This window comes from Stenotrophomonas sp. 93052_Sma, assembly GCF_056481145.1.
Genome location: NZ_CM151134.1, coordinates 3,026,766 through 3,048,675 on the forward strand (window position 1 = coordinate 3,026,766; position 21,910 = coordinate 3,048,675).

At 62.2% G+C, this 21,910-nt stretch carries 20 protein-coding genes and 1 pseudogene; 5 read left to right on the forward strand and 16 right to left on the reverse strand.

The window, feature by feature from the left end:
* Positions 1-9: 9 nt before the first annotated feature.
* On the reverse strand, positions 10-504 hold the full coding sequence (locus ACZK2V_RS14185; RefSeq protein ID WP_486322528.1) for a hypothetical protein: 495 nt from the start codon (positions 502-504) through the stop codon (positions 10-12).
* A 213-nt stretch (positions 505-717) separates the two neighbouring features.
* Positions 718-1,114 (reverse strand): annotated as a pseudogene (locus ACZK2V_RS14190) (hypothetical protein).
* Positions 1,115-1,524: 410 nt separating this feature from the next.
* Here ACZK2V_RS14190 and ACZK2V_RS14195 point away from each other — a divergent pair.
* The gene (locus ACZK2V_RS14195) at positions 1,525-2,097 is read left to right on the forward strand and encodes a hypothetical protein (RefSeq protein WP_143050535.1); all 573 of its coding nucleotides are present in this window, start codon (positions 1,525-1,527) and stop codon (positions 2,095-2,097) included.
* 23 nt (positions 2,098-2,120) lie between these two features.
* Here ACZK2V_RS14195 and ACZK2V_RS14200 read toward each other — a convergent pair whose 3' ends face one another.
* Positions 2,121-2,444 carry a hypothetical protein gene (locus ACZK2V_RS14200; protein WP_486322529.1) on the reverse strand — a complete coding sequence of 108 codons (324 nt, stop codon included), beginning with the start codon at positions 2,442-2,444 and terminating at the stop codon, positions 2,121-2,123.
* A gap of 401 nt (positions 2,445-2,845) precedes the next feature.
* On the opposite strand from ACZK2V_RS14200, the gene ACZK2V_RS14205 reads away from it, so the two are divergent.
* Positions 2,846-3,052 carry a hypothetical protein gene (locus ACZK2V_RS14205; RefSeq protein WP_486322530.1) on the forward strand — a complete coding sequence of 69 codons (207 nt, stop codon included), beginning with the start codon at positions 2,846-2,848 and terminating at the stop codon, positions 3,050-3,052.
* Positions 3,053-3,230: 178 nt separating this feature from the next.
* Here ACZK2V_RS14205 and ACZK2V_RS14210 read toward each other — a convergent pair whose 3' ends face one another.
* Positions 3,231-3,833, reverse strand: a complete 603-nt coding sequence (locus tag ACZK2V_RS14210; protein ID WP_486322531.1) for a hypothetical protein — start codon at positions 3,831-3,833, stop codon at positions 3,231-3,233.
* 510 nt (positions 3,834-4,343) lie between these two features.
* On the opposite strand from ACZK2V_RS14210, the gene ACZK2V_RS14215 reads away from it, so the two are divergent.
* Positions 4,344-4,559, forward strand: coding sequence for a helix-turn-helix transcriptional regulator (locus tag ACZK2V_RS14215; RefSeq protein ID WP_486322532.1), 216 nt, complete (start codon positions 4,344-4,346; stop codon positions 4,557-4,559).
* A gap of 313 nt (positions 4,560-4,872) precedes the next feature.
* Here the strand turns inward: ACZK2V_RS14215 and ACZK2V_RS14220 are convergent, their stop codons facing one another.
* Positions 4,873-5,667, reverse strand: a complete 795-nt coding sequence (locus ACZK2V_RS14220; RefSeq protein ID WP_061478910.1) for a M15 family metallopeptidase — start codon at positions 5,665-5,667, stop codon at positions 4,873-4,875.
* A gap of 256 nt (positions 5,668-5,923) precedes the next feature.
* Between ACZK2V_RS14220 and ACZK2V_RS14225 the strand changes: the two genes are divergently transcribed.
* Positions 5,924-7,684 (forward strand): adhesin, encoded by a 1,761-nt coding sequence (locus ACZK2V_RS14225; RefSeq protein WP_061478911.1) that lies wholly within the window; start codon positions 5,924-5,926, stop codon positions 7,682-7,684.
* Between the two features lie 589 nt (positions 7,685-8,273).
* Here ACZK2V_RS14225 and ACZK2V_RS14230 read toward each other — a convergent pair.
* Positions 8,274-8,798: a hypothetical protein gene (locus tag ACZK2V_RS14230; RefSeq protein ID WP_049420549.1), complete on the reverse strand. Its 525-nt coding sequence runs from the start codon at positions 8,796-8,798 to the stop codon at positions 8,274-8,276.
* 397 nt (positions 8,799-9,195) lie between these two features.
* Between ACZK2V_RS14230 and ACZK2V_RS14235 the strand changes: the two genes are divergently transcribed.
* Positions 9,196-9,651 (forward strand): GIY-YIG nuclease family protein, encoded by a 456-nt coding sequence (locus tag ACZK2V_RS14235; RefSeq protein ID WP_012480680.1) that lies wholly within the window; start codon positions 9,196-9,198, stop codon positions 9,649-9,651.
* Here ACZK2V_RS14235 and mobF read toward each other — a convergent pair.
* From mobF to ACZK2V_RS14285, 10 genes are all read right to left on the reverse strand, one after another.
* The gene (gene mobF / locus ACZK2V_RS14240; protein ID WP_486322533.1) at positions 9,641-12,475 is read right to left on the reverse strand and encodes a MobF family relaxase; all 2,835 of its coding nucleotides are present in this window, start codon (positions 12,473-12,475) and stop codon (positions 9,641-9,643) included. The genes ACZK2V_RS14235 and mobF overlap by 11 nt on opposite strands.
* A 63-nt stretch (positions 12,476-12,538) precedes the next feature.
* Positions 12,539-13,261 (reverse strand): HIRAN domain-containing protein, encoded by a 723-nt coding sequence (locus tag ACZK2V_RS14245; protein ID WP_012480682.1) that lies wholly within the window; start codon positions 13,259-13,261, stop codon positions 12,539-12,541.
* Positions 13,262-13,282: 21 nt separating this feature from the next.
* Positions 13,283-15,157 carry a helicase HerA-like domain-containing protein gene (locus ACZK2V_RS14250; RefSeq protein ID WP_061478913.1) on the reverse strand — a complete coding sequence of 625 codons (1,875 nt, stop codon included), beginning with the start codon at positions 15,155-15,157 and terminating at the stop codon, positions 13,283-13,285.
* Positions 15,135-15,581 carry an ankyrin repeat domain-containing protein gene (locus ACZK2V_RS14255; RefSeq protein ID WP_230548553.1) on the reverse strand — a complete coding sequence of 149 codons (447 nt, stop codon included), beginning with the start codon at positions 15,579-15,581 and terminating at the stop codon, positions 15,135-15,137. The genes ACZK2V_RS14250 and ACZK2V_RS14255 overlap by 23 nt, the downstream gene beginning before the upstream one ends.
* A gap of 416 nt (positions 15,582-15,997) precedes the next feature.
* Entirely contained in the window at positions 15,998-16,225 is a 228-nt protein-coding gene (locus tag ACZK2V_RS14260) for a hypothetical protein (protein WP_099475959.1), read from the reverse strand.
* Between the two features lie 227 nt (positions 16,226-16,452).
* Positions 16,453-16,656 (reverse strand): hypothetical protein, encoded by a 204-nt coding sequence (locus ACZK2V_RS14265; protein ID WP_012480686.1) that lies wholly within the window; start codon positions 16,654-16,656, stop codon positions 16,453-16,455.
* Positions 16,657-16,793: 137 nt separating this feature from the next.
* Entirely contained in the window at positions 16,794-17,318 is a 525-nt protein-coding gene (locus ACZK2V_RS14270; protein WP_061478969.1) for a hypothetical protein, read from the reverse strand.
* 86 nt (positions 17,319-17,404) lie between these two features.
* Positions 17,405-20,386 carry a TraM recognition domain-containing protein gene (locus ACZK2V_RS14275; RefSeq protein WP_012480688.1) on the reverse strand — a complete coding sequence of 994 codons (2,982 nt, stop codon included), beginning with the start codon at positions 20,384-20,386 and terminating at the stop codon, positions 17,405-17,407.
* 23 nt (positions 20,387-20,409) lie between these two features.
* Complete coding sequence (locus ACZK2V_RS14280; protein WP_012480689.1) at positions 20,410-20,742, reverse strand: hypothetical protein; 333 nt, start codon at positions 20,740-20,742, stop codon at positions 20,410-20,412.
* A 65-nt stretch (positions 20,743-20,807) separates the two neighbouring features.
* Entirely contained in the window at positions 20,808-21,872 is a 1,065-nt protein-coding gene (locus tag ACZK2V_RS14285) for a hypothetical protein (RefSeq protein ID WP_232503858.1), read from the reverse strand.
* Positions 21,873-21,910: the final 38 nt, after the last annotated feature.

Sequence of the window (21,910 nt, forward strand, 5' to 3'; positions counted from 1 at the left end):
TCATGCAACCTATCCATTTCCCCTGTCCAGCGTCATCATAAGCGCCCAAGCGGCTTCTTGTTCAGCCTCAGCCATTCGCTGCAGTAGCCACTCATAGACCCCGCGACACTTAGCCCGGTAGGTAAATTCATCCCGGCCAATGGTGGCAGCTCTGCGGCCGTCACTTACGGCGCCAAGCCCCGCCCCTCCGCACACCGTGCATGGCACCAGCAGCTCCCCAAGCATCGCCTGGACCCTGCCCTCGCAGGCCGCGCAGTGCGGGCGCTTGGCGATCTCGCCGATCACCGCCGACGCCAGCGTCGGCAACAACTCAAGGGTGTTGATCGGCCAGCACTGCGCCCTCACCCGACCCAGCCACTGCTGGGCCGCATCCCGGTTAGCCCGCCGCTCCGCCGTCGCCGCGCCGCCCCAGCCGATGCACACCTCGGCCAGACCAAGATCCGCCCGGGCCCCCGCCAGCCGGCGCTGCTGCCGCTGCAGCTCCAGCGTCACCAGCGCGATCACCGCGTCCCGCAGCTTGTGCCGGCGCAGCGCGGCGCCGCCGTCTGGCCACCAGCACTCCTCCAGCAGCTCCCGACCCAGCCCAGCCCGGCCCGGCCAGCACCATCCCCGGCGCCGCGGCAATGTCCTGGTTCGTCAGGTCCGGCTTGCCGCCACCCCGGCCGATATCGAACTTCACCGTCGTCGGCCCCAGCCGCCCCATCGACGCGCGTGGATTCATGCCCATTCCCCTGTCATTGATTGACCGGCCGCCTCCGCCCCGCCCGTAATCCGCACCACCACCCGGCCGCGAGACCGGCGCTCGCTGCTCACGAGCGGGTGGCTGATGAACCGCTTGTCGTCGAAGCCCAGCACCTGGGCGATGCCGTCCCGGTGCGCCTAGAACCGTCCCAGCATGTTGTCGTCGTCCGGCAGGGCCTTGCTCGGCGCCTGGTGGAAGCTGACCCACAAGTGCAGCTTCCCCGCCGGCAGCTGCAGCGCGCCACCCGGCCTCGTGCGCCAGCACCACCGCCGTCTGTCGGGCATGCTTCGCCGCCCTGGCCTTCTGACTCCTTTGCACGCGACCGTTCGGCGACAGGTCCTTGCTAGGCCACGGCAGGATGAGCTCGTTCATGCACGCACCGCCCATGTCCTTGGGAGGCCCTGCCGCCACAGCTGGAGCACCTCTAGATCATTCGCCCGCCGCCAGATGTCCGCCTTCTCTTCGCGGAAAGGGTTTGCCTTGGGTCCGCTCGTGGTGGAGTCTCCGAGACCCGCTGGCGAAGACACAGTCGTGGGCCTCGATGCTAGCGCCCTTCCCGTTGCGAGACTAACTACCGTGGCATGGCTCGCTCGGTCCGCCCTCGCACACCTAGAGAATTCGCAGGGTGCAGCTGAACTGGTGGACCAGGCCAAGTAGCGCGCGATCCCTGTGGTTGCTCTGCATCAGGCGTTCCTCGCGCATACAATCCTCCGAACAATTACAGAGAACGTGGCGTGGCGGACCCAATCAACTACTGCAGCTGGCTCGCTAGCTCGATCTGCATGACGCAAAGCGAATGGGCGACCTGGACCCAAGCAGGATTGACTGTTGGGACCTTTGCGTTTGCCATGTGGCGCCAGAAGGTAGCAAGCGACAATGCCGCCAAAGAAAAAGCCGAATCTAACGAAGAGCTGAGGGCGGAGCGGCAAAAAAGCGCTTTGGAGCGGAAGACCGCCGCCGATTTGCTGCAGCAGGAAAAGACCGCGAATGCAGCGACAAGAGCTCGCGCCATTGCAGTCTCTATGCGGATTGAGATGACCGGCTTCCTCTCCGTTGTGTCTACAATCCATCTTCGAGACAACCTGAAAAGCCCTGCGACAACATTCGCGGAGTATGGCGCACACCTTGGCATCAGACACCGTGCGATGGACGCCCTGGACCTGGGCGATGCAATTCATCCTGTGCTGGACGTCATTTCAGGGGCTCAAACCGTCTACGGGTATCTGGCTACTTGCAGAGCTCAGGAGACCTTCGAGGAGAACGACTACAAATTTTTCGAGTCGTGCTCGGAGAGTCTGATGCCGTTGGCTAAGGCTGCCGAGAAGGCCATTGAAAGTCTCATCAGGCGTGAGTGATCGACAGCATATTTGTAAGTGCATCAGTCAAACTCCGGTCCGACCGGCTCGGCCGCATAGTGCGTGATCCTGAGGTTATCGCCCCACCAGCTGCCGAGCACCGGCCGCTTGCTCACTGAGTCCCAAAACATCAGCCTTACGCCGTCCTGCGGCGCCTCTGTAATCAGCATCCAGTTCGGGGACAAGGCGATGCGGATCGCACAGAGCGCGGCGGCAGTTGGAACGATGCCCAGCTGCGGGATCGGCAGATCCATCCTCAGCTCAGCCGTCACGCCGTCCCGTGGCAACCTCATGGCTTTGTCCGCCCGTGAGTTCATCCAGTCTGGGCAGACCCAATCGGCGGTCACCGCGCATCACCATGCTTTTCCGCGACTGTCTGTTGCCGTCCATGCGCCTTATCCATCGAGGCGAGATCTGCAACATCGCAAGCCTCCTGCCGGACAAAGCTTCCGGTCTCGAATACATCACCCTCCCGGTGTCAGCCGGCGTCAACGACGGGCGGCAGCCGGTATGAAGGTCGAAGTTCAGATTCACGGGATCGAGAGCGTGCTCTCGGCACTACAGGCGCTGCCGGCTGACGTTGTTAGCAAGAGGGGCGGCCCGGTCAAGCTCGCACTCGCCAAGGGTGCGCTGCTGCTCCGAAACCAGGCGAAGGAGAACTTCCGGCGGTCAATGGCGATGAATGGTGCCGACAGCACCGACACCACCGTGAACAACATCGTTGCTACACGCGGAAACCGGAGCGTGCGTGCAACGCGGTCTGCCGACGCCCTACCGCGCCATATGGTTGGCCGAGAAGCTGTCCGCCTTCCAAGACTTCACCCTGCCCTCGTTCCAGGCCATCAAAGACGTCGTGGTACCGCATGAGGAGGAAATCGCGTCGCCGCTGTGGGAGGCCAAGGTCCGCACCTGTCAGCACACCTGCAATTTCAGCTTCACAGGGGTGCAGTGGTGACCGACCACGACTTCTTCGCCGCCATGGCCTCGGCATCCCGCCCATCCCTCCGCCTACCCGTATCGGCCTCGACCTGGCCACCGGCAGCGACACAACCGTCGCGGCCGAAGTCGCAGCCGACGGAACGATCACCCGCATGGCAACCATCTCGCAGGAGCAGAGCAATGGATAAGCCCACCTACAGCTGGTCAGCCTGCAGTCGTGTCACGCGGTAGCGTTCAGCTCTGCGCGCCATTACGACCTCAATGGGCGGCGAGAAGCTCTCCACTTCTCCATAAACCAACGTCGCGAATGCGATGCGTGCGTCGTCAATCGACATGTACGCGTTGATAAAGATTTCTCGAGTACCGTCCATGCCGAGCGTGGAGTCGCGCGGCAGCGATTTCATGTTACGTGTCGACTGAACCGCAGCCTCGATATCGATTACGCAACGACCGGCATGCCGGACAACTTCTGGTCCCAGCGAGTCGAAGTAGTCCACCATCGATCTCACGGGAGTGGCGTCCAAAACCCCCAGGTCGTCTACAACCAGCGCACGTTCTTCGTGATTCAAAACTGCGGCTCGCATAGCTTCGATTGCGTACTTCAGATGTACAAGCTGCCGGCCCAACGATCCCTCCGCCCACTGAGTGACCGCGAGCGCTCGTTTGGTGCTCGCCTTCCTGCGAGCAACTTCTGGCGCGATGCCAACATACAAAGCAACAGTTGCGGCGACAGTAGTGCCGAAAGCGGACGCCCAGCCTGCTGCCTCAGCCGTCCAGAGCTTTGGGATACCTAACACGCAAACTACTGCGCCTGCTCCGACTGCCGCCGATATCGGTCCAAGAACGTGGGGTTGCAAGAACCAGCTACGGAACCCAGTGAGGAAACTACGCATAAATGGATCTCGGAATTTGGCAGGCGGGATTCTGCCACGGCGGTGACGGATGCACAGATCAACCCGACGATTCAGAGCGCCCGCCGCCCCCCACGTTTCCAACAGAGCTGACACATGCCCCAGGAACACATCAGCTCCCCCGGAAGGGTTACCGAACTGCGCCGCCGGTCACCGCGCGCCACATCTACGACAAACGCTGTGCGTCCGCTGGCGGTGGCTACTTGGTTGAGTGCGCCTGCAGGTCGACCAGCAAGCACGCCGATCCCGACAAGGCCGTCAAGGCCAGGCGCCGACTGAATCGCCCGACCCGCAGCGCGCGTCCCGCATCGGTCGATATGCGGATCGACATCGTTCTGCAGCTCCAGCTTGGGCTAGCCGAACGTTCTACGAAGGCTCGCTGTATCGGAGGTCATCATGGGCGCAGCTGAAAAACTGGAAGAGTTGCTATCTCTGAATCGCGTGCGCCAGATGACCGGTATGGACACCACCTTTATCTGCGGAGAGATCAAGGCCGGCCGCTTCCCGCGCTCTATCCGCATCGGTCGCCGCGCACTCTGGATACAATCCGAGGCGCAAGGCTGGGCTCTGCAGCAGATCGCGCAGAATCGACCTTTGCAGGTGGATGGGTAAGCGGGCGGGTAGCGAAGGCTGTAGAAACGAAAAAGCCCCTGTTTCCAGGGGCTCTTTGAAACAGCTGGCGGAGAGAGTGGGACTTCCTTGAGAAGTGCCCTCACCCCTTGGACGGCTTGGGTTTCACGAATCTGGGAGGTGCCCTTGAATGTGCCCGCGATGAGCATACCCCTTGCGGTGCAACGGATCCAGCCGTTTTTGCCGCCCTTGGGATCGCCAATCTCGATCTTCTCCAAACCGGCGCGATCAGGGCAGATGACCCGTTCGCCCCCACTCTCCGCCGAAAAGGGAAGCAATCCGGTGGACCGCTTCCTCATGTGTGCCTCAGGGCAATTGGGGCCATGGGACAGGACGCCTCAGCAAACGGTTCTGGACGGAGTCCTTTCAACGGCGGCCTTACGCCATAGCTCCATGGCCGGCTCACCGTCGCCCACGACACACTGCAAAGCACGGATTCGCACGCCCAGTCCGGCGCCAGCTCGGAATCGACGCTCCAGGCCCAACGGGGTGCTTTCGGTGCGTCAGACACTGACTCGGCCTTGGCAATCACTGTTTGCAGCGATCGGCGGGGGGCAGATCCGCCACGAATGGCTACCAGGCACTCGCTGCGCATCTCGACGTGGGGCATGTCCTTGAAGCTCTTCCAAGCCCCGCCCCACCTCAATCCCGCCTGCTGGGCGAGCTCACCGAAGCGTTGGTAGCCCTGCCGCACCTGCTCGTCCTTCAGGTCCCAAGAAGGGCGCCCGCGCTTGTAGATGACCATGTCCGCGGCCCAACCGTGGTTGTGGCAGCTGCTGCCTGGCCCCACCTGGGTCACGCCCTTTTGGCTGGCGAGCAGCTCGGCCTGGCGCTGTTTAGAACGGTAGCCCTCCATCAGCCGCAGGTCGTAGCCCTCGTCCTTCATCTGCAAGGCGATGCGTTCCAGCGCTGAGCGAAGCTCGGGCTGGACACCGTCCCACTGCGGGGCGTCTTTGTGGCGGTGGAACAGGCGTTTGAAAAACCCAGGCTTCTTCCCGTGGACCTCAACGGAATCGGTGGCTGCCGCGTGCGCGTGGACCAAGACGGGTGCGCTGGCCAGTGCGAGCGCGAGCAACAAGCGTTGAAACATGAGTAGGCCTCCTTACTCACATGAGCGATACACCCATGCAAGCGGAGAATCGAAAACGCGCAAGGGGGCTTGCGGAATTTTTTCCCTGTCGTAGAAGAACAGGGGTGGGGAAAAGTCGGCCCCACCGCTTCCTGGCGCAACGGCCCCTCCTGCCGTTGCGCCGGGAAGTTTCGTTGGGGGGGGGCTTGCGCATTCCAGGATCTGATCTATTCGTGAGTGCACACGCTCACTCATTTCAGACCCAGGAGGCCACCCCATGAAACGCTCCCTCATCCACTGCGCTTTGCTGGCAGGCCTTGTTGCTGGCACGGCGCAAGCCCAGGTTCAAGTGGGCAACGGTGCCGTTGCCACCAAACCCGAGACCACTGCGGTAGGCGACCGCGCCCAATCGTTGACCGTTGGGGCCACGACCATCGGGGCGGACGCCCTCGCCGACGGCGGGATAATGGTGGATGAAAATGGCGTTCCGGGTGAGTGCCTGGGGGCCACTGCGGTGGGCAATCGCGCCACCGCTCGCGGATGCCATACAACCGCTCTGGGGTTCTCGAGCGAAGCGCAGGGCTCAAATGCGCTCGCCATTGGCTCTCGCGCACAGGCATTTGCGGTTTACGCCGTCGCCGTCGGAGCCCAAGCCCAAGCCACCGGCGATTCCGCGGTGGCCATTGGCGGGCACAGCCTGGCCAGCGGGATCACCGGTGTGGCCATCGGCTCTAGTGCCCGCGCGCTCGGGGATGGCGGGACCGCTGTAGGCTCAACCGCAAGAGCCGATGGAAACGGCGCGGCGGCTTTCGGGGCCGGGGCGAATGCTCAAGGCGATCGCAACCTCGCGTTGGGCGCCGCATCCCAGACCGAGGGCGAAGGTGCATCCGCCGTGGGGCCCGGTGCCAACGCAACCGCCGACTTTGCCGGCGCCTACGGTTACAGCGCTGGCGTTGCCGGCGAGGCCGGCACCGCCGTGGGTCCATGGGCACAGGCGTTTGCGCCCTACTCTGCCGCCTTCGGCGCGTCTGCCACGGCCAACGCCACAGAAAGTGTGGCATTGGGGCCCCGTGCCGTGGCCAACGCATGGGGATGCGTGGCCGTGGGCGCCAACACCACGTGCGATGAAGAAGACACTGCAGCCTTTGGCAACCGCCGCTTGACCCAAGTTGCCTTGGGCAAAGCGGACGACGACGCCGTGGCCGTCAGCCAACTGCGGACCGCCGTGGAAACCTTGGGCGCTGGCGCCTCCATGGTGAACGGCTTGATCGTGGCGCCGAACTACCAGCTGAGCAGCGGTAACAACTACACCACCGTGGCCGGTGCCATCTACGATCTCGATGGGCGCGTTCACCAGCTGGAACAAAACCCTGGCGGCGGTGGTGGCACCCCCGGTCCACAGGGCCCCACCGGTCCGCAAGGCCCAGCAGGCAAGGACGGTAAGGACGGAGGAAGCAGCACCACGGTGGCCGGGGCCAACATCGAGGTCACTGACAACGGGGACGGCACCCAAACCGTTGGCTTGAAAGACAACGTTGGACTGTCCGAAAAGGGCTCGGTCCAGGTGGCCAAGGCCATCCACAACAGCGACGGCTTCACTGTCCAGGGCGGTCCATCGGTCACCAGATCCGGGATCAACGCCGGCAACCAGCGGGTAACCGGGGTGGCAGCGGGGGCGATCGCCGCAGGGTCCTCGGACGCGATCAACGGTGGCCAATTGTGGGATTACCAGCGGCAGCAAGACGACCGCTGGAACCTGACGGACCGCCGTTTCCGCCAGCTCGACAAGCGGGTGAGCGGTATCTGCGCCATGGCCCAAGCCAACGCCCAGATGGCCACCTCGACGTCGGCCATCCATGGGGAGAACCGCAACCGCTTGGCCGTAGGCGTAGGTGGCTGCAGCGGCCAAGCCGCCATTTCCATCGGCTACACCCGCGACGTGACCACCCCACGCGGATCCCCATCGGCCTTCTCGATCGGGGTTTCCCGCAGCGGGCAGGACACGGCCGTGGGCGCAGCCTGGGCCATCGGTTGGTAACGAATATCAGCAGCGAAAAGGAGGTGATCGTGTCTCGGCAAGGGCCCTTCGGGGCCCTTGTTCGTGGCGTCAATTTATTGAAATTGTATCTATATACAATAACTTACGATTTACCAAGGCATTGGAAGCTGGTAGCATCTGCACCGCTAAGCAGTGTAGGAGCCGGACTGACAATCCCGCCTGCAGTGATTACCGCTGTCGTAGCACTACTCACGCCAATGCTTGCCATTGCCCTAGAAGCCGTCAGGGAATGGTTGACCAACCACGACGCAAAGGAAGATGACACATGCAGCACTAACAATTACAGGAACACTTCAATGAATAAAGAAACAACTAACAGCAACACGCTCGCAACACGCTTCAAGAAACACCCGCTTTGCAGAGCCCTTGGCGTGGGCTTCAAGGTGATTTACGACACGACAATTGCTGTAGGAGCAAGCGCGCTCCTTACATTACACAGGTCAACGCGCGGTGAGCCATGCTCCCCGTTGACCGATATGAAAAGCCCGGGCCCAGCCCGGGCTTTTTCTTTGGAACGCTGCTGCTATCCGCAGCGCCTCCGCTCCGGAAGAGCCGAAACCGCCCAAACCTAGCCCCGTCCTTTCTCCGTTGCCACGAACGCACCATCGGAATGAAGGAGCGCGAACGTGTTCCCCTGGACGTGCTCTGGCCAAACCTGTCCCGGCAGGCCCACGAACTCCAGCGGGAGGTTCGCCTCTTGGTCTGGCTCGAACCCAGCGAACGGGTCAAAGCTCTGCGGCTGCCAGTCCTCGAACTGAAAGTCCCTGTTCCAGACCATTGCAAAGGCCAGCGGATAGGCCTTCAGGACATAGATCGCCGAACTGCCTTTCCCGCCCAAGATGCCCAGCCCGAAGTCGCGAAGAACCGTTCGACCACTGTAGGGATACACCCAGTAGTGAAGCCGAACCTGGCGTAGAAGATCTGACCGGTCATCGAACAGGTGCTGGCTGTGGCGTTCGTCGTAGCGATTCAAGCCCACCGATGACAAGTGGCCCAGAACTCCCCTTGCCACAAGCTGCGGCTGGATGCGGATGCTCTGGTTGTAGGTGACCTTGCTTCGATCACGCAAGATCTCCGTCACCTGCCGGCTCATCGATACAAGTGCCTTGTCGTATCGAGAAAGCACCGAGCCGTTGCAGGTCCTGCAGATGCACCTGAAGCAAACACCATTGGGCATCTTGTGGGACCGCGGCTTCTTCTCTCCACTGATTGCGTCGGCGACGCTGGACACCCTCAGAGCGATGCCTTGAGCCCACGCCTTGGGTGGCACGTGGTTTTCGGTCAGGTCGGTTTCCTGCCCGCATATGTTGCAACGCCCCTTGGAAGGTCCAACCGGGAACTTAAAGGTCACTCGCCCGCCCCATGCTCGCCATGAACTGCGAAGAGATTACACGCAAGCGACGTGTGGCCTCTCACGTCCTTCGCAGCAGGCTTGCCAACTTCAAATTCTGATCTATTCGTGAGTGGGTCGTTTTACTCACGGAGAGACCATGACCCACCGCCACAACCTGGGACGCAGCGAGAAGTATCACGCCCTGCCCCGCACCCTTTACGCCCTGCTGTTCGACGACGGGGGCTGTTACATCGGCCAAAGCTCAAACCCCCAGCAGCGGGAGAAGCAGCACCGCTCCCCCAAAGGCGGCTGGCACCGTCCCTTCCGGTTCCATGCGCTGGAGGTGGTGACAGCCACCCGGGCGGAAACCGAGGCGTATGAGCAGGCGTGGCGGGTGAAGGCCTCCCGGGAGGGATGGCGCATCTACGCCAAGCCACCGGGGATCGTGGTCAACCCCCACCGGCGGGCCACGGCCCACGTGCGCGGGTTGGCCCACCAACGGCGGTGGCAGCTGGGAACACCGGTCAAAGCGCCTTCCGAACGCGTGGGGTGGTGGCCGTGGGTAGTGGTGGTGATCAGCGTATTGACACTGGCCCGATGCGTCACCGGGTAAGCCTCATCTCGCGCCGTTCCGCGTTTGTGATTGGCACCTGGGTTTGCGGTTTCAATCCTGCCAACAGCTCTTCCACGTCCTGGACCAGGTTGCGCACCGGAGCAGCCTGGGTCTCGGACAAGCCGACGCTCAGCGCCATTTCCTTGTGCCGTTCGGTTCCCAGCCGTTCGGCCATGCGCTCCATCATCTCGTCGGTCGTATACATGCGGTAGCTGCCCTTGGTGAGGCGGGTGAACGCCACCAAGGCCGACTGCTGGTCGAGCATGCCCATGTTCGTGGCCAGGTGGTAAACCTCGGATTTCCCCTGCCCCTGCGCCTTGTGAACGGTCATGGCATACCGGTGGGCCAAGGCGTTGTGCTCGCTGGTGTTGAACTTCAAGATGCGCCCGTCCTCTTTCGGGTTCGAAGAGTCGATGCGCACCACCAGGTCGTAGCCACCGGATTTGTCCTTCCGAATGCTCTCAACCGTGCCCTCGGTGCCGTTGATGACGCCCAAGTCGTTGTTGGTCGCCGTGAACATCACACGGTCGCGGCGGGAGAGCGTCAGGTCCTCCCACTGCCCTTTTACGATCGAGCGGAAGGTGAACTCCTCTTTGTCCAGCACGCCTTGCTCCTGGAGCCCCTTTCGGATGCCCGTGGTGAGGGCTTTGACTTCAGAGCGCGTGTGGGCCAGAACCAACTTCTCGTCCGTCGGGGTGGGGTCTTTCAGGTAGTCGTCCACCAACGCCTTGATGGCCTGCTTTTCCGTGCCGAAGTCGTCGATGCAATTTCTCTCCTTGAGATTGCGAAGGGTCTGCGCACCCATATCGAGGGTGCCTTGGCGGCTGCGGTGCCCGCGGCGCATGTCCTTGACCTTCCCCTGGTGGTCCCGCTCGTAGAAGCTGTTGGCAGTGATCAGGTCACCGGCGTTCTTCTGCCGGCGGATTTCGGTCAGCTTCGTGTCGCCCAAGGCAATCTTCGCCAGCTCAAAGCCGTTGCCCGCAGCGATGGGCTGAAGCTGGTCACTGTCTCCCTGCATGACAAGCTTGGCACCGACCCCCTGGCAGTAGGTCATGAGCTTCAAGGTGTCATCGGTAGCCACCATGCCGGCTTCATCGAGCACCACCACAACATTCTTCGTCAGAGCAACCTTGCCCTGCCGGAGCTGGGAAAAGAACTTTGCAACCGACATGCAGAGCATGCCGGACTCTTCTTCCAGCTTAGCCGCGGCTTTACCCGACACGGCCAAGCCCATCAACTGCTTTCCTTCGGCTTCGAAGCACTGCTTGTAGACCTCGGCCACGGTGGTCTTGCCGGTCCCGGCCAACCCTGACATAACGCCGACACCTGCCGTTCCATGGGTCAAATGACCAATGGCAGCCTTCTGCTCTTCGGTAAGGGTGAACCCCTTTCGCTTCTCATAGGCGGCGATTTCCCGGTCTACGGTGGAGCGGAACAGCTTCAGGTCCGTCTCGTTCTCCCGCTCCTTCGAACGACGGATGATCTCGGCTTCCCATTCGACCATCCAGGTGGCGCAGAAGCGATCCTCCCGGTGCTTGCGTGCCAAACGAGTGCCACGGTCGTCTTTGTGGAGGTGTTCGGCTTTAACGCGCACCAGGTCGTCCTGTTCGGTGAACTCCTTCACCATTTTGAGGATCTCCTCCGCGTTCTTTTGCCCGGCGAACTCCATCCCCAGCTCCCGGACCAGGTCATGCTCGCAGAACATCGCCTCGTTCTCGTGCATGCGCTGCAAGACCTCGTCAAAGGTATGCGGGTCCAGGTGCTGGCCTTGGGTCTGCTTGAGCGACTGGGTGGTGGGAACCAGGTCTGGCCTTTCTCGGGCAATGTTGGCGAAGGTTTGCTGCCAGTCCTTGACCACCTGCTCGAAGGGCGGTTCTTCCTTCTTTTTGCGGGTGGCCTTGCAGGCCTCGTCGTGGCTGGCGTTGGGGTGTTCTTTGACGTAGTCCAGGATTTCCTGGCGGCGGGTCTTCGTCTGAAGCACCAGCTCACGGTCGATGCCGGCAATCGTGGTGAGAATCTGGCCCGTCTCGCGCCCTATCACGTCCACCTCGCGCTCCCGCTGAATCCCATAGCCCAGCGCTTTCATCGCGCTGTAGAGCTCGGCCTTGTAGAGGTGATCGGCCGCATGGCGGTGGCGGTAGATCTCGATGGCATCAAACGTGCCCCAACGGCCGTCCTCCCCCTTCGAAACACCAAAGACAAGATGGTGGGTGTGCAAATCGCACTGCACGTTCCGGTTGCTTGTGTGATCGGCGGCTGCCCACACCAACCCCTGGGTGTCTATAACGTCTTTCCCCGCTCTTCCGCGCCGGGTCTCTACCTTGCTCTCGATGTAGCGCATCGCCACGGCGCAGGCCTGGCGGTGCGCTTCCAAGATGGCCAGCTTCTCGCGTTCATCCGCAAGGGCAAACGCCACGCTCACGTCCCCGGGGGCGGAAATGGTCAGATCGAACCCCACCCGGTGGCCGCCCTCCCACTTCTCCATCGGCTTGCCGTCGTCGTCCAACCGCACGTTTCCCCAGCGATCCGTCTTGATGACCAATCGGGCCTCCTTGCCCGCGTTTTTGCACAACGGCCTTCCGGTGGGTGAAAAGCCCTTCCCCAGCTTTTCCATCACCTCGCGGGTGACCGGCTGCCCTTCCAGGCAGAGCTCGGCGGCAAGGCTGCCGCCCCAATTGAGCGTCTGCCTCGGATCAGGACCGCTGCCCGCGTAGTAAGCCACGGCGCTGTCGATGGATAGGCGCTCGGTGGCCAGCATGTAGTCGAACATGTTGCCGTTGCGCTTGTTGTGGCCGCGGGCATCGATGCGGGTGCAATTGATCACAGGGACCTCCTGGAACGTTGATTGAACCAAGGTCCCAGAAAACCACCAATGCGCAAGGGGGGTTTACTTCTCCAGGCGCAGCGTGACCCAACGGCGTTTTATCTCCTCCACGACGGCGGTTACTGGCTCTTCGCCGAAGACTCCCGCGTGCTTGGACTTGGGCACCGAAAGCACCTTGAAACCCAAGCCGATGCTCTGCGCGTTGCTAAGGTAGTAGTTGACCGTGGTCCAGGAGTCCGTGGTCCAACCCTTGGTGCGCTGTTTCGGATGGAGGTGGCCCACCGCATCGTGCGGGATCCAGCACTTGAAGCGATATGCCCCATCGGTGTCCTTCTTGAACTCCGGGTCAGCGGTATGGCGGACCATCTCGGGATGAGTGACGAGGTGATCCGGATGCGGGTCGATGGACATGTCCAGGTCCACTTCCAAGATGTAGTCGTAAACCTTGTCCGTGGTCACCAGCCCGCCGGACAGAACCGCCTCACACGCAGACACCATGTGTTCGTAGCCGGCCTGAGCCATGCGCTGCCGATATTCTGCGGCCACCTCCCGTGGCAAATACCCAAGCATCCTGGGTGGCGCCTGTTGTGTCATGACGGCCACCGCGTTTTGGTCCGCCGTGTTGGTGTTATCGGGATACAGGACGACCAAAGTAAAAATCCGACTGGTGGAGCCCTTTCGATTGTTGGCCACCTCGTCCAGCTCCTCCCGAAAACGCGAGGTCAAGGCTGCCTTCACAGCGTATTTGGCGACTGGCTTCCAAATCGGCACGGTGATCGTTGCCATACTTGCTTCCCTACATGGTGTTCAACGGGAGAATAGCGCGTCGACTTCCTCGGGTGTCATGGTCAACACCCGCTGCACCGCATCGATGCCTTCGGCGGTGGTTGGGAAGGCCGACGCGCCAGCGTTTGAAGGGGACGTTGCCGGCGACGGCCCTTCAGGTCCGGCTGGCTTGGTGGTCCACGCAGCGGCCACCTGCCCCTCGCGAACCGTTGGATGGCTCTTCCCGGGCCATGTCAGCAACAGCACGTCCCCGCCCATCTGCACGATCGCCTCGATGCCCCACTTCTCGGGACCGTAGCGATTGCCTTTGCGGAAACCCAGCCGGTCGGTGAGCTCACCGCTGGAAACCAACGCGCGGCTTTCTTCGTGGACCTGGGCCTTGTTCTCGTGCCCGCGCCACGCGATTTTCCGCTTGCCGAGCTGGCTGGCCAGCTTGTCCCTGGTGGCTCCCATCTGCACTTGGCACACCACGTGGGTGCCCACCAGGGACGAGAGGGCCTGCGCGGTCTTGTCCCCGTAGACCAGCTCAACCTGGGAGTGATCCTGGACCGCCATGATGGCCACCACGCCTTTGCTGCGCCCCAACGCCAGCAAGGGATCGATGTTCAAGCGCCCGGCGCTGGTCAGCTCGTCGAACACGAAGTAGAGCCCACGCCCGCCCTCGTCGTCCGGCAAGCCCGGCCCAATGAGATCCGGGACGGCCACGTTGATCATGGCGGCGATGTAGGCCTTCGTCAGGGTTGGGTCCGGTCCGGATTGAACAATGACCTGCTTGCGCCCGTTGTAGTCGTCCCGTATCCACTCGGTCATCGAGAAACGGCGCTTGCCAACCTTGGGCCATGCGGTGGCCAGATCGTCGATAAGGCGGGTGAAGCCCCCCAGGGAAGACAGCACGCTGGACGTGGTTTGGCTCTCCGGGTCACGCACCAGTGCGGCACCGCGGGGGTAATGCGGGCGCATGCCTGCGGCCATCTCCGCGGCCGGGCGGCGCACCAAGGCCGCCAGATCGGGCCATTCCCACTCGCCAGGCCGGGTGTTTTGGAGCTCGCGCACGCACCCAATCAACAAGTCCTGGGCGGCCATGCTCCAAAATTTGGCGTTCCCGTCGCCCTCTGGGATGAGAGAGGCGGCGAACGCCGCCGCTTGGGTCGGGGTCCGCACGTCGGCGGCGACGTCCCACACGTGGGAGCGCGCATCGAAGGGCGACACGATGATGGGCCTTTTGAAAATCGACGTGAAATCACCCTTGATGTCGTAAAGGAACAGCTTTGCGTCCCTCTTTCGCGTCAGTTGTTCCAGGATGTGCTTGAGGATGACGCTCTTGCCCGACCCCACCGAGCCGGTGATCAGGACGTGGCGCGCCCAATGCTTTTTAGACAGCAACAGATCGGGGTGGAGGGACAGGGCGAAGGGATCCGCCTCGGCGTCTTTAGGGGTTACCGAGCGGTGCCGGGCTTCGTCCACGGCCTCCTTTCCTTCCAACAACCGCGGTCCGGACAGGTGCCAGGTGTTGCTCACCGGCTCGGTCGCCTTGAGGAACACCCGCAGACCGAGGCCCGCCGCCAGCAGAAGCGACACCCCGATCCGGGACCACGTCGCCACTGGGTGATGGTAGGACACCAGTTCGATGAACTCCCGTGCCGGGGCGCGAGCCGAGATGCCGACGGTCAGGAAGTGGTAGGCGGTCACCAGACCGCCTTTCAAAGCATCGGCGAAGCGGATGAGCGAGCCATCGGGATTCGGGATGAGCCAGGCAACGCCCATGCTCCCCACGTAGGCCAAGCCAAAAACGAATGCACCGGCAAGAACGGCGCGGTGCCAGTATCGGACCGGCTGGGAAGGCGCAACGCTGCCGGGCACGTCGCCCAGCGCGTCAAAGGGCTTGGGTTTGCTCATGTCGGTGCATGCGCGTTGGGGTCCGCCCCCGCCACCCTGGCTGCTCAGGATTGGCGCCGTGGGCCATCAGGTGGAGGCAGGCCCGGGCGTGCTTGTGGAGGGCGGCAAGGTGGAGCGGCGCCCACCCGTGGGCGTTGAGGGCCGCCACGTCGGCGCCGGCTTCGACCAGAGGCGTGACCAGCGAGAAGTGACCAAACCGGGCCGCATGATGCAGTGGTGTGTTGCCGCTGGCATCGGGCAGCCGGGCGTCTGCGCCCATGCCGATGCAGGCCAGCAGTGCTGCTTCGTGGCCCGCCCGGGACGCCCCCACGAGCCAGCCCTGCCACGGTGCGTTCTCCCGCAACCGGTTTGCGTCCGACCGCCGAGCCCGCGCCTCCTCTACCGCCATCGCCATGCCTTGGAAGAGCGAGGTGTGCTCAGCCATGGACCCAGCCACCCTCTCTGCCAGGGTGCTGTAAACCATCGGTTCGTTACGGTCTGCCAAGCGCCTCTCGTAAGCACGCACCAGGTCCCGGGTGGAGGCCCGTGAGGGTGCGTCCAACCCCAGCCGATGCAAGCCCCAACGCAGGTCCACTTGCGGTGCCCCATCGTGCTCCCGCTGGCGCACCTGCCAAACCAGATCGCCCAATCGACCCTCGACAGGGGCAACGCTCAGGGCGTGGGCACGCGCCAACACTTGCGAATCGTGAAGGCCTTTGGACGCGCCGGCTTCGCGCGCGAGCGCGCCCGCCAAGGCCTCCGCTCGTTGGAGGCCCAGGGGACGCAAGAGGCGCAACAGAGATTCTTGGATGTCCATCTCCATTGTTGTAAAGCCGAATCCGCGACCGTCAAGAGAACGTGTTAGCTGTTGAGGCGAGTAGCCACCGCAACACTGAAATGCCGAAGAATCTCTGTGTCATGCCAGAGCTTCTGCCCTGGGCTACTGCTGTCCAGTTCCTGAAGCACACCGTCCAAGCTCCTTCCAGCCAGAACCTGGGAATCCACATACCCGCCGACCAAGGCGAAAGAACTCAAATGCTCGGGAGCAACGTCGGGAAAACGGTGGAAGTTGGTGTTGTTGATATTCATCGGGTCCTCCTGCAGTGGTAAGCCGATGTGCCTCATCGGAAAGGTCCAGCTCGATCGCTGGTGAATTAGTGGGCTAACGGGTTAAACGCTGTCGGGCGGGCCAAAGACGACCCAACCCAACATGTAGAAAATCAGCGCGGGATAGAACCAGAGATCAAACCCCTCCCAGTCAAACCGGCGCCAACGCTTCCTGCACCGCGCGCGCAGCTTGAGCCAGCGCCGCCTGCTCACCGGAAGGAACTCTGGACCACCACCCCGATGGTCACAAAGCCCACCGCCGCTATGGCCATTACCTTGAGCAGAACCGGAACGGCCGGAGGGTAGGCGAGGACAGCCGTTGCGAAGGCCGCGATCAGCAGGAACAAGCCGGTCAGCAGTGGGACCGCGTTCTCGAAAGCGAAGTCTTTGAGGGCATTGAACAACGTGGACATGGTGGCTCTCCCTGGGGTTTGTATGAGTAGGTCTACCTACTCGTTACTTAACCAGTAAAGCACCATAAAACTGGACGTCAAGACGCAAAAATGCCCGATTCTGCGAAGAACCGGGCAGATCTGAACATCGGTAAAGATTACTGTCGGAAGACGTTCGGCTGGGCCTGCTTTTGGTGCTTCTCCCAATCGTAATTTGCAGCGTAGTCCTTCATGAAAGCCGCCTCCTTCAACGAACTGCGGGCGTAATCGGCGTATCCCAGGCGCCCAGGTCCGTTCTCCATCCGCTGCTCACGGGTCAACATGGGAGGACTCTCCTCCCGCTGGGCCCCGCGTTGCTGCCGCCACTGCGCAACGGTCGCATGAACCACCTGCTCGCGCTTGTCGTCCGGCTTTGCATCACGAACGGCTTTGTCGGCCTCCTGGATCTTTGCCTGGAGCGCAGCGATCTGATCGGGCGAGGCCTTCTCTGCCCAATCCAGAACACGCTGTCGGCGTTGCTCGATGGCGGCTTGGTCTTGGGCCACGTTCTGCTCGAAGTCTGCCCGCGCCGCGCTGTCCTTCTGGGGCGGTGGGCGATCGCCCAGAAGCCGCTCGTTGCGCTGCGCCTGGAGTGCTCGCAGCTCGGTCATTTCTTCGATGGGTTGGGAGAGGGTGTTGCTCATGTTTGTTTCCTCCGCTGGGGTGAATAGGCTCATCGTTGATCAATCCGCAGGTTTGGCAAGGGGGCAAACCCCCTCGCCTATCCGCATCAATCCGCGTCGGGCAGCAGCTCCGCCAGGTCGAAGCGCTTGATGCCGGCACGGCTCAGCGCCACGATGGCGTGACCGCGGGGCTCAAGAAGAGCGGAGTATTCTTCCTGCAGGAAGAGCGGCTGCACCTCGCGCTTGCCCCCGGTGGGCATGTCGATGTCGCGCGCGATCTCGTCTTGGCCCAGCGTGTCCTCCGATCCAATCCGCCAGCGGCGACCCGTCACGGCGTCGATGCGCGAAGCCGTCAACCGCCCCGCCCCTTCCATGCGCATCTTGTCGTAGGCGGACGCGTATGCATGATCTGGGTCGTTGAGCACAGAGTGGCGCCAGTTGTTCATACCGCCTTGGTAGTCGATGCCCCGGGTGCGCTGCTTGAAGGTGGTCAATGTGGCCTGCCCGAACCGCTTTTCCAGGTATTCGTGGGTGTTGTGCGAGCACTTTAGCGCGATCACCGACTGCATCGTGTTGGCCATCAGCTCCGCCTCGTTGACCGACCCAAAGGCGTTGACCAAGCTCTCAAACCCTTGCGTTGCAAGCACGGGCATCAACCCCAGCGAGCGCGAAACGGAGAACAGGTTGATGTCATCGGCCGTCAACAGCAGGTGGGCCTCGTCCATCATCAACATCACTTCAATTTGCCCAGGCAACACTTCGCGCCACTTGTCGCCGAATGCACCACGCGCTTTGATTCCATTCATGACCCGCTGTTTGAGCAGGCGCATCATCATTTCACCCGCTTCACCGAATTGGGTCGGGGGCAAGAAGAGGCCTACCATGGCTCCGTAGAGCGCATCGGACACGTCCACCTCGCCCTTCTCGATCGAGTGCCATGGCATGTCCGTTCTGCTGTCACGCAGCTTTTCGCCTCGCAAGAGCTTCTCCAGCAGCCCTCGTGAGTTGAGCGTGAACGATTGCCTCTGTTCCGGATGCATCGCGGGAATCTCAAGGAACGCCCATTCCAGCGAGCTCTGCAGCTGAGACATGGGACGGAAGAGATCCGGGTGGATGGTCTGCGGAGCGCTCTCTTGACGAAGGCGGTGCTGTTGCAGGTAGGCCGCGTAGGCCAGCCGCCCTTCTTCGTCATGGCTCGTGTCCGCCTCTTCCAAGCCCAAGTATTTCACCACCTCCATCAGCTTTGCATTGGCACGAGGCGCGGGGCTGGCGGGAATCACGCGTTCCACAATGGACAACAACTTGGCGTGGTGGAATGGCGTGTATTGCCATTGTCTGTCGTCGCTCACAGGGATTCGATGGATGGCGATCTGCTCGGCGATGCGCTCGAGCAATGCCTCAGTCTCGGCCACGTCCTCGTCCAGCTTGCGCTGTTTGACCAGCTCAAACTCCGCGTCCAACTGTGCACGCTCCAGCCCTTCCAGCTTGGCCGAACACCAAGACCTGTAAGCCATCTCGTGATCCACGAGCGCACGAAGGATGATGCCGGTGTGGTAGAGAAACGCGTCACCGCCGTCCGTCCAAAGCTTGGATTTCTCGTCCACTCGCCCACCGGCTGCACCGCGCAATGCCCGGACGACCTGATCGGGCGCCAACCCCTCGTATGGCGCCACCCGCATCCCGGGTTTGACGACGATATCGAACAAACCTTCCAAGTCCGAGATGATCGCCCCGTCTTTGCCGTCGGCGATGAGCGCGCCACCGCCGGCAAGCTTCTGCTGCTTCAAGCGCTCCCTTGCATCTGCGTGGCCTGGCGCCACACATGCCATCGCCAAAGCGGCTCTACGGAACCGACGAGCGATGGGTCTGAGCGCGGCGAAGGATTTGCCAGATCCGATGGCTCCGAACACGAGCAGGCCCTGCTGACAATCCCTCCACGAGAACATCATCACGGTGCCCAGGTCGGGCGAGTAGCCATAGCCCTTGTCGGAAAGGTGTCCCGTGGCGCGCCCAATGGTGATCAGCGGGGTCTTGTCCCGCAGTGCCGCCTCAGCTTGCTGTTCACGCGCCTTGACGTGCGCGTTGATCAGCGCCCCCTGGGTGGCCAGGTTGTTGTCGTTGTTCTGCAGGTAAAGCCGGGCGGCGTTTTGGACAAAGTTGCCTTCGGCGTATTGCATCGCATACATGCATGCCAGCACGTAAGGCGCCGCCTCGCCCAAGCCAAACGGCAGGACCTTGGCGACCACCAGTGTGGCAAAGATGAGCCCCACCCACTTCATCGCTTGAATGAAGCGCGCGGCTGTCCCGCCAATGACGCCCCGGTGCGGGTGCGAGGCCGCCGCCACAAAGCAAACCACAAACAGGATGCCGACCAAGCCAAAGGCCCACCACAGGTAGGTCTTGGCCATCTGGGCATACACAGCCATGCCGCCGGCTTGCATTGCCACCTCGGTGCCGCCCTTGCTGCCGCCGACCATGAACTGAAGCGCCATCGGAACCCATTGCAGCAGCACCAGGGCTTTCAGGGCCTCCTTCATGCCCTCGCCTTGCTTGAGGGCGATGAAGTATGGAATGGTCAGCAGCAGCGCGGCCCAGCCTGCCCAGCCGATGAGGCTCACTAGGAAGGTCGCCAGAACGCCGATCACGGGGAAGGCGAGATACATCAAGGGAGTGGCCAGGCTGTCGCCGCCCTGCCCCATGTCGTTGCCCTGCAAGAAGCCCTCGGCACGCCGTCCAAGCTTCGTCGTGATGATCCGCGATTGGGTGTCGCGCAAATCTTCCGAAACCTTCGGCCACCACTCCTGGAATTCGTCCTCACTGCGTCCGTCGGGCACCTTGAACCCCTGGGCGTTCTCGTCCCAGACGGCGCCGCACTCCAGCGCGAAATCCCGGTCAGCCTCTGGCACATCGAGCTCTCGACTGCGAACGCGATCGGTCACGTCAAAGCGCCCCACCAGGTTTTCATACTCCTCGGCGGATCTGACGATGATTTCTTCCTTCACGTTCCAAGGCTCGCCGCTCTTCCGGCGGAACTTGCGCCCCAGGCCGCTCGTCCAGTCAAGCACGTTGAACAAACTGATTGCTGCCATCTCTGTCTCCCTCCCCTGTCAATTCAACGAAGCCAATGCGCCAAGACGGCAAGCACCAAGCAAAGCGGCGCGCACGCCAGAAAGCCCGCTTTGGCCACCCAGCGCTCTGCGACCTGCTCAACCTTGCTCGCGTAGAGCCGATCCTTGGTCCATGCGTCATACGCGGCGTCGTCTCTGACCGGAGGCCTGCGATCGGCGCGCAAGTAGTAGAAAGTGCGGCGGACGCCTTCGCTCAGGTGGCCCATGCCAAACGATTCAGGGCTGCCGAGGAACAAGCGCCCGTGCAGGTTCAGCCACTTTGAGCCGAAATGAAGTTTTCCGGGCTCCCGGTATTGCGTGAACAGCCACTTGAACATGCTTCCCCCTTATTCGTGAGTAGGTCACTTCTTTCTAGATCGAATCCGCGGATGCGCAAGGGGGATCAGTCGATCCCCGACTTCTTCGCCCAAGCGTCTAGGTCTGCATTGGCTTTTTGCTGCCAGTCGTTCCGCGGTTCGGCGGCGGGTGCGGGGGGCTTCCTCGGCAATGGGGCGGTTGCACGTTTCGGCGAAGGCATTGGCTGGGGCGCAATTGGCGCTGTCGTCGATACCGGGGGAGCGGCGACAGGTGCGGGTTTCTCGATCGTGGCTTCTGGCTTGGCCTGTTCTGAAAGCACTGCTGGAGCAGGCGCAACCACGGGGACTTCCACCACCTCGGGCAACTGCTCGGGAGCGGCTGGAGTGGCAACCGGTGCCATGGGAGCCGGTGTGCTTGGAGGCACTTGGTTGTTCTTCCCAAGCAAGAAGTAGATCGCCCCCACGACCAATGCCACCGCCACCACACCGGTCAAGACCCAAGGCAAACGAGAGCGGGGGCTGGGTTGGATTGGAGTTACTGGCTGCTCTGGTGACGCGGCCTCCGGGGGCCGGTTGGACCCTTCAGGCCCCGCGGAAACGGACAGGACTTCCACCGCGTCCTGCTGAGACAGCTTGACCAAGGCTGCCGTATCTTCATTGCTCAACGCCTTGGCGTCCACCGAAGGGCCACCCAATCCATCTGCAACCTGTGCGCCGGGCTCTCCAAATTCATCAACCAGCTCCCAAACGGTGCACATTCCCTTATCACCCGCTCCTACGAGAACCGGTGCAGCTGCATCGGACGTCAGTTGCCTAACCAACATTTCCTCCTCCAAGGTGAGCGGAGCGTCTTGAGGCTTCTCTTCGACAGCACGATGTTCCTGGGCTTCCCGGGCGCGCTTCGCGTCCAGCTGTGCCTTGGCTTCCTTTGCCTTCTCTGCAGCGGCAGCAACGCCCTTCTGGGTCAACTCGGCAGTGCGCTTGCTGATCACTCCAGCCCAGTGACTGGCCGCTTTCAGGTTTTCTTTCATGCCGTCGGAAACCAGCCGCTCTTCTTGCGTGGGCGATGCGGTCGGGGTTGCGTTGGCACGCTTCAGCAATTCTTCGCGCTTGCGCTTCAGGATTCTCTGGTTCTTTTCTTCTGGGGTCATGTGGGCTCCTCGGAAGGGGGAAGGAAGCCCGAGCATCG

Bases quoted from the DNA above. Each gene is read 5' to 3' on its own strand.
- ACZK2V_RS14195 (WP_143050535.1), top strand. From the start codon at position 1,525: ATGACGCAAAGCGAATGGGCGACCTGGACCCAAGCAGGATTGACTGTT.
- ACZK2V_RS14215 (WP_486322532.1), top strand. From the start codon at position 4,344: ATGGGCGCAGCTGAAAAACTGGAAGAGTTGCTATCTCTGAATCGCGTG.
- ACZK2V_RS14220 (WP_061478910.1), bottom strand. From the start codon at position 5,667: ATGTTTCAACGCTTGTTGCTCGCGCTCGCACTGGCCAGCGCACCCGTC.
- ACZK2V_RS14225 (WP_061478911.1), top strand. From the start codon at position 5,924: ATGAAACGCTCCCTCATCCACTGCGCTTTGCTGGCAGGCCTTGTTGCT.
- ACZK2V_RS14230 (WP_049420549.1), bottom strand. From the start codon at position 8,798: ATGAGCCGGCAGGTGACGGAGATCTTGCGTGATCGAAGCAAGGTCACC.
- ACZK2V_RS14235 (WP_012480680.1), top strand. From the start codon at position 9,196: ATGACCCACCGCCACAACCTGGGACGCAGCGAGAAGTATCACGCCCTG.
- ACZK2V_RS14245 (WP_012480682.1), bottom strand. From the start codon at position 13,261: ATGGCAACGATCACCGTGCCGATTTGGAAGCCAGTCGCCAAATACGCT.
- ACZK2V_RS14250 (WP_061478913.1), bottom strand. From the start codon at position 15,157: ATGAGCAAACCCAAGCCCTTTGACGCGCTGGGCGACGTGCCCGGCAGC.
- ACZK2V_RS14255 (WP_230548553.1), bottom strand. From the start codon at position 15,581: ATGGCTGAGCACACCTCGCTCTTCCAAGGCATGGCGATGGCGGTAGAG.
- ACZK2V_RS14260 (WP_099475959.1), bottom strand. From the start codon at position 16,225: ATGAATATCAACAACACCAACTTCCACCGTTTTCCCGACGTTGCTCCC.
- ACZK2V_RS14265 (WP_012480686.1), bottom strand. From the start codon at position 16,656: ATGTCCACGTTGTTCAATGCCCTCAAAGACTTCGCTTTCGAGAACGCG.
- ACZK2V_RS14270 (WP_061478969.1), bottom strand. From the start codon at position 17,318: ATGAGCAACACCCTCTCCCAACCCATCGAAGAAATGACCGAGCTGCGA.
- ACZK2V_RS14275 (WP_012480688.1), bottom strand. From the start codon at position 20,386: ATGGCAGCAATCAGTTTGTTCAACGTGCTTGACTGGACGAGCGGCCTG.
- ACZK2V_RS14280 (WP_012480689.1), bottom strand. From the start codon at position 20,742: ATGTTCAAGTGGCTGTTCACGCAATACCGGGAGCCCGGAAAACTTCAT.
- ACZK2V_RS14285 (WP_232503858.1), bottom strand. From the start codon at position 21,872: ATGACCCCAGAAGAAAAGAACCAGAGAATCCTGAAGCGCAAGCGCGAA.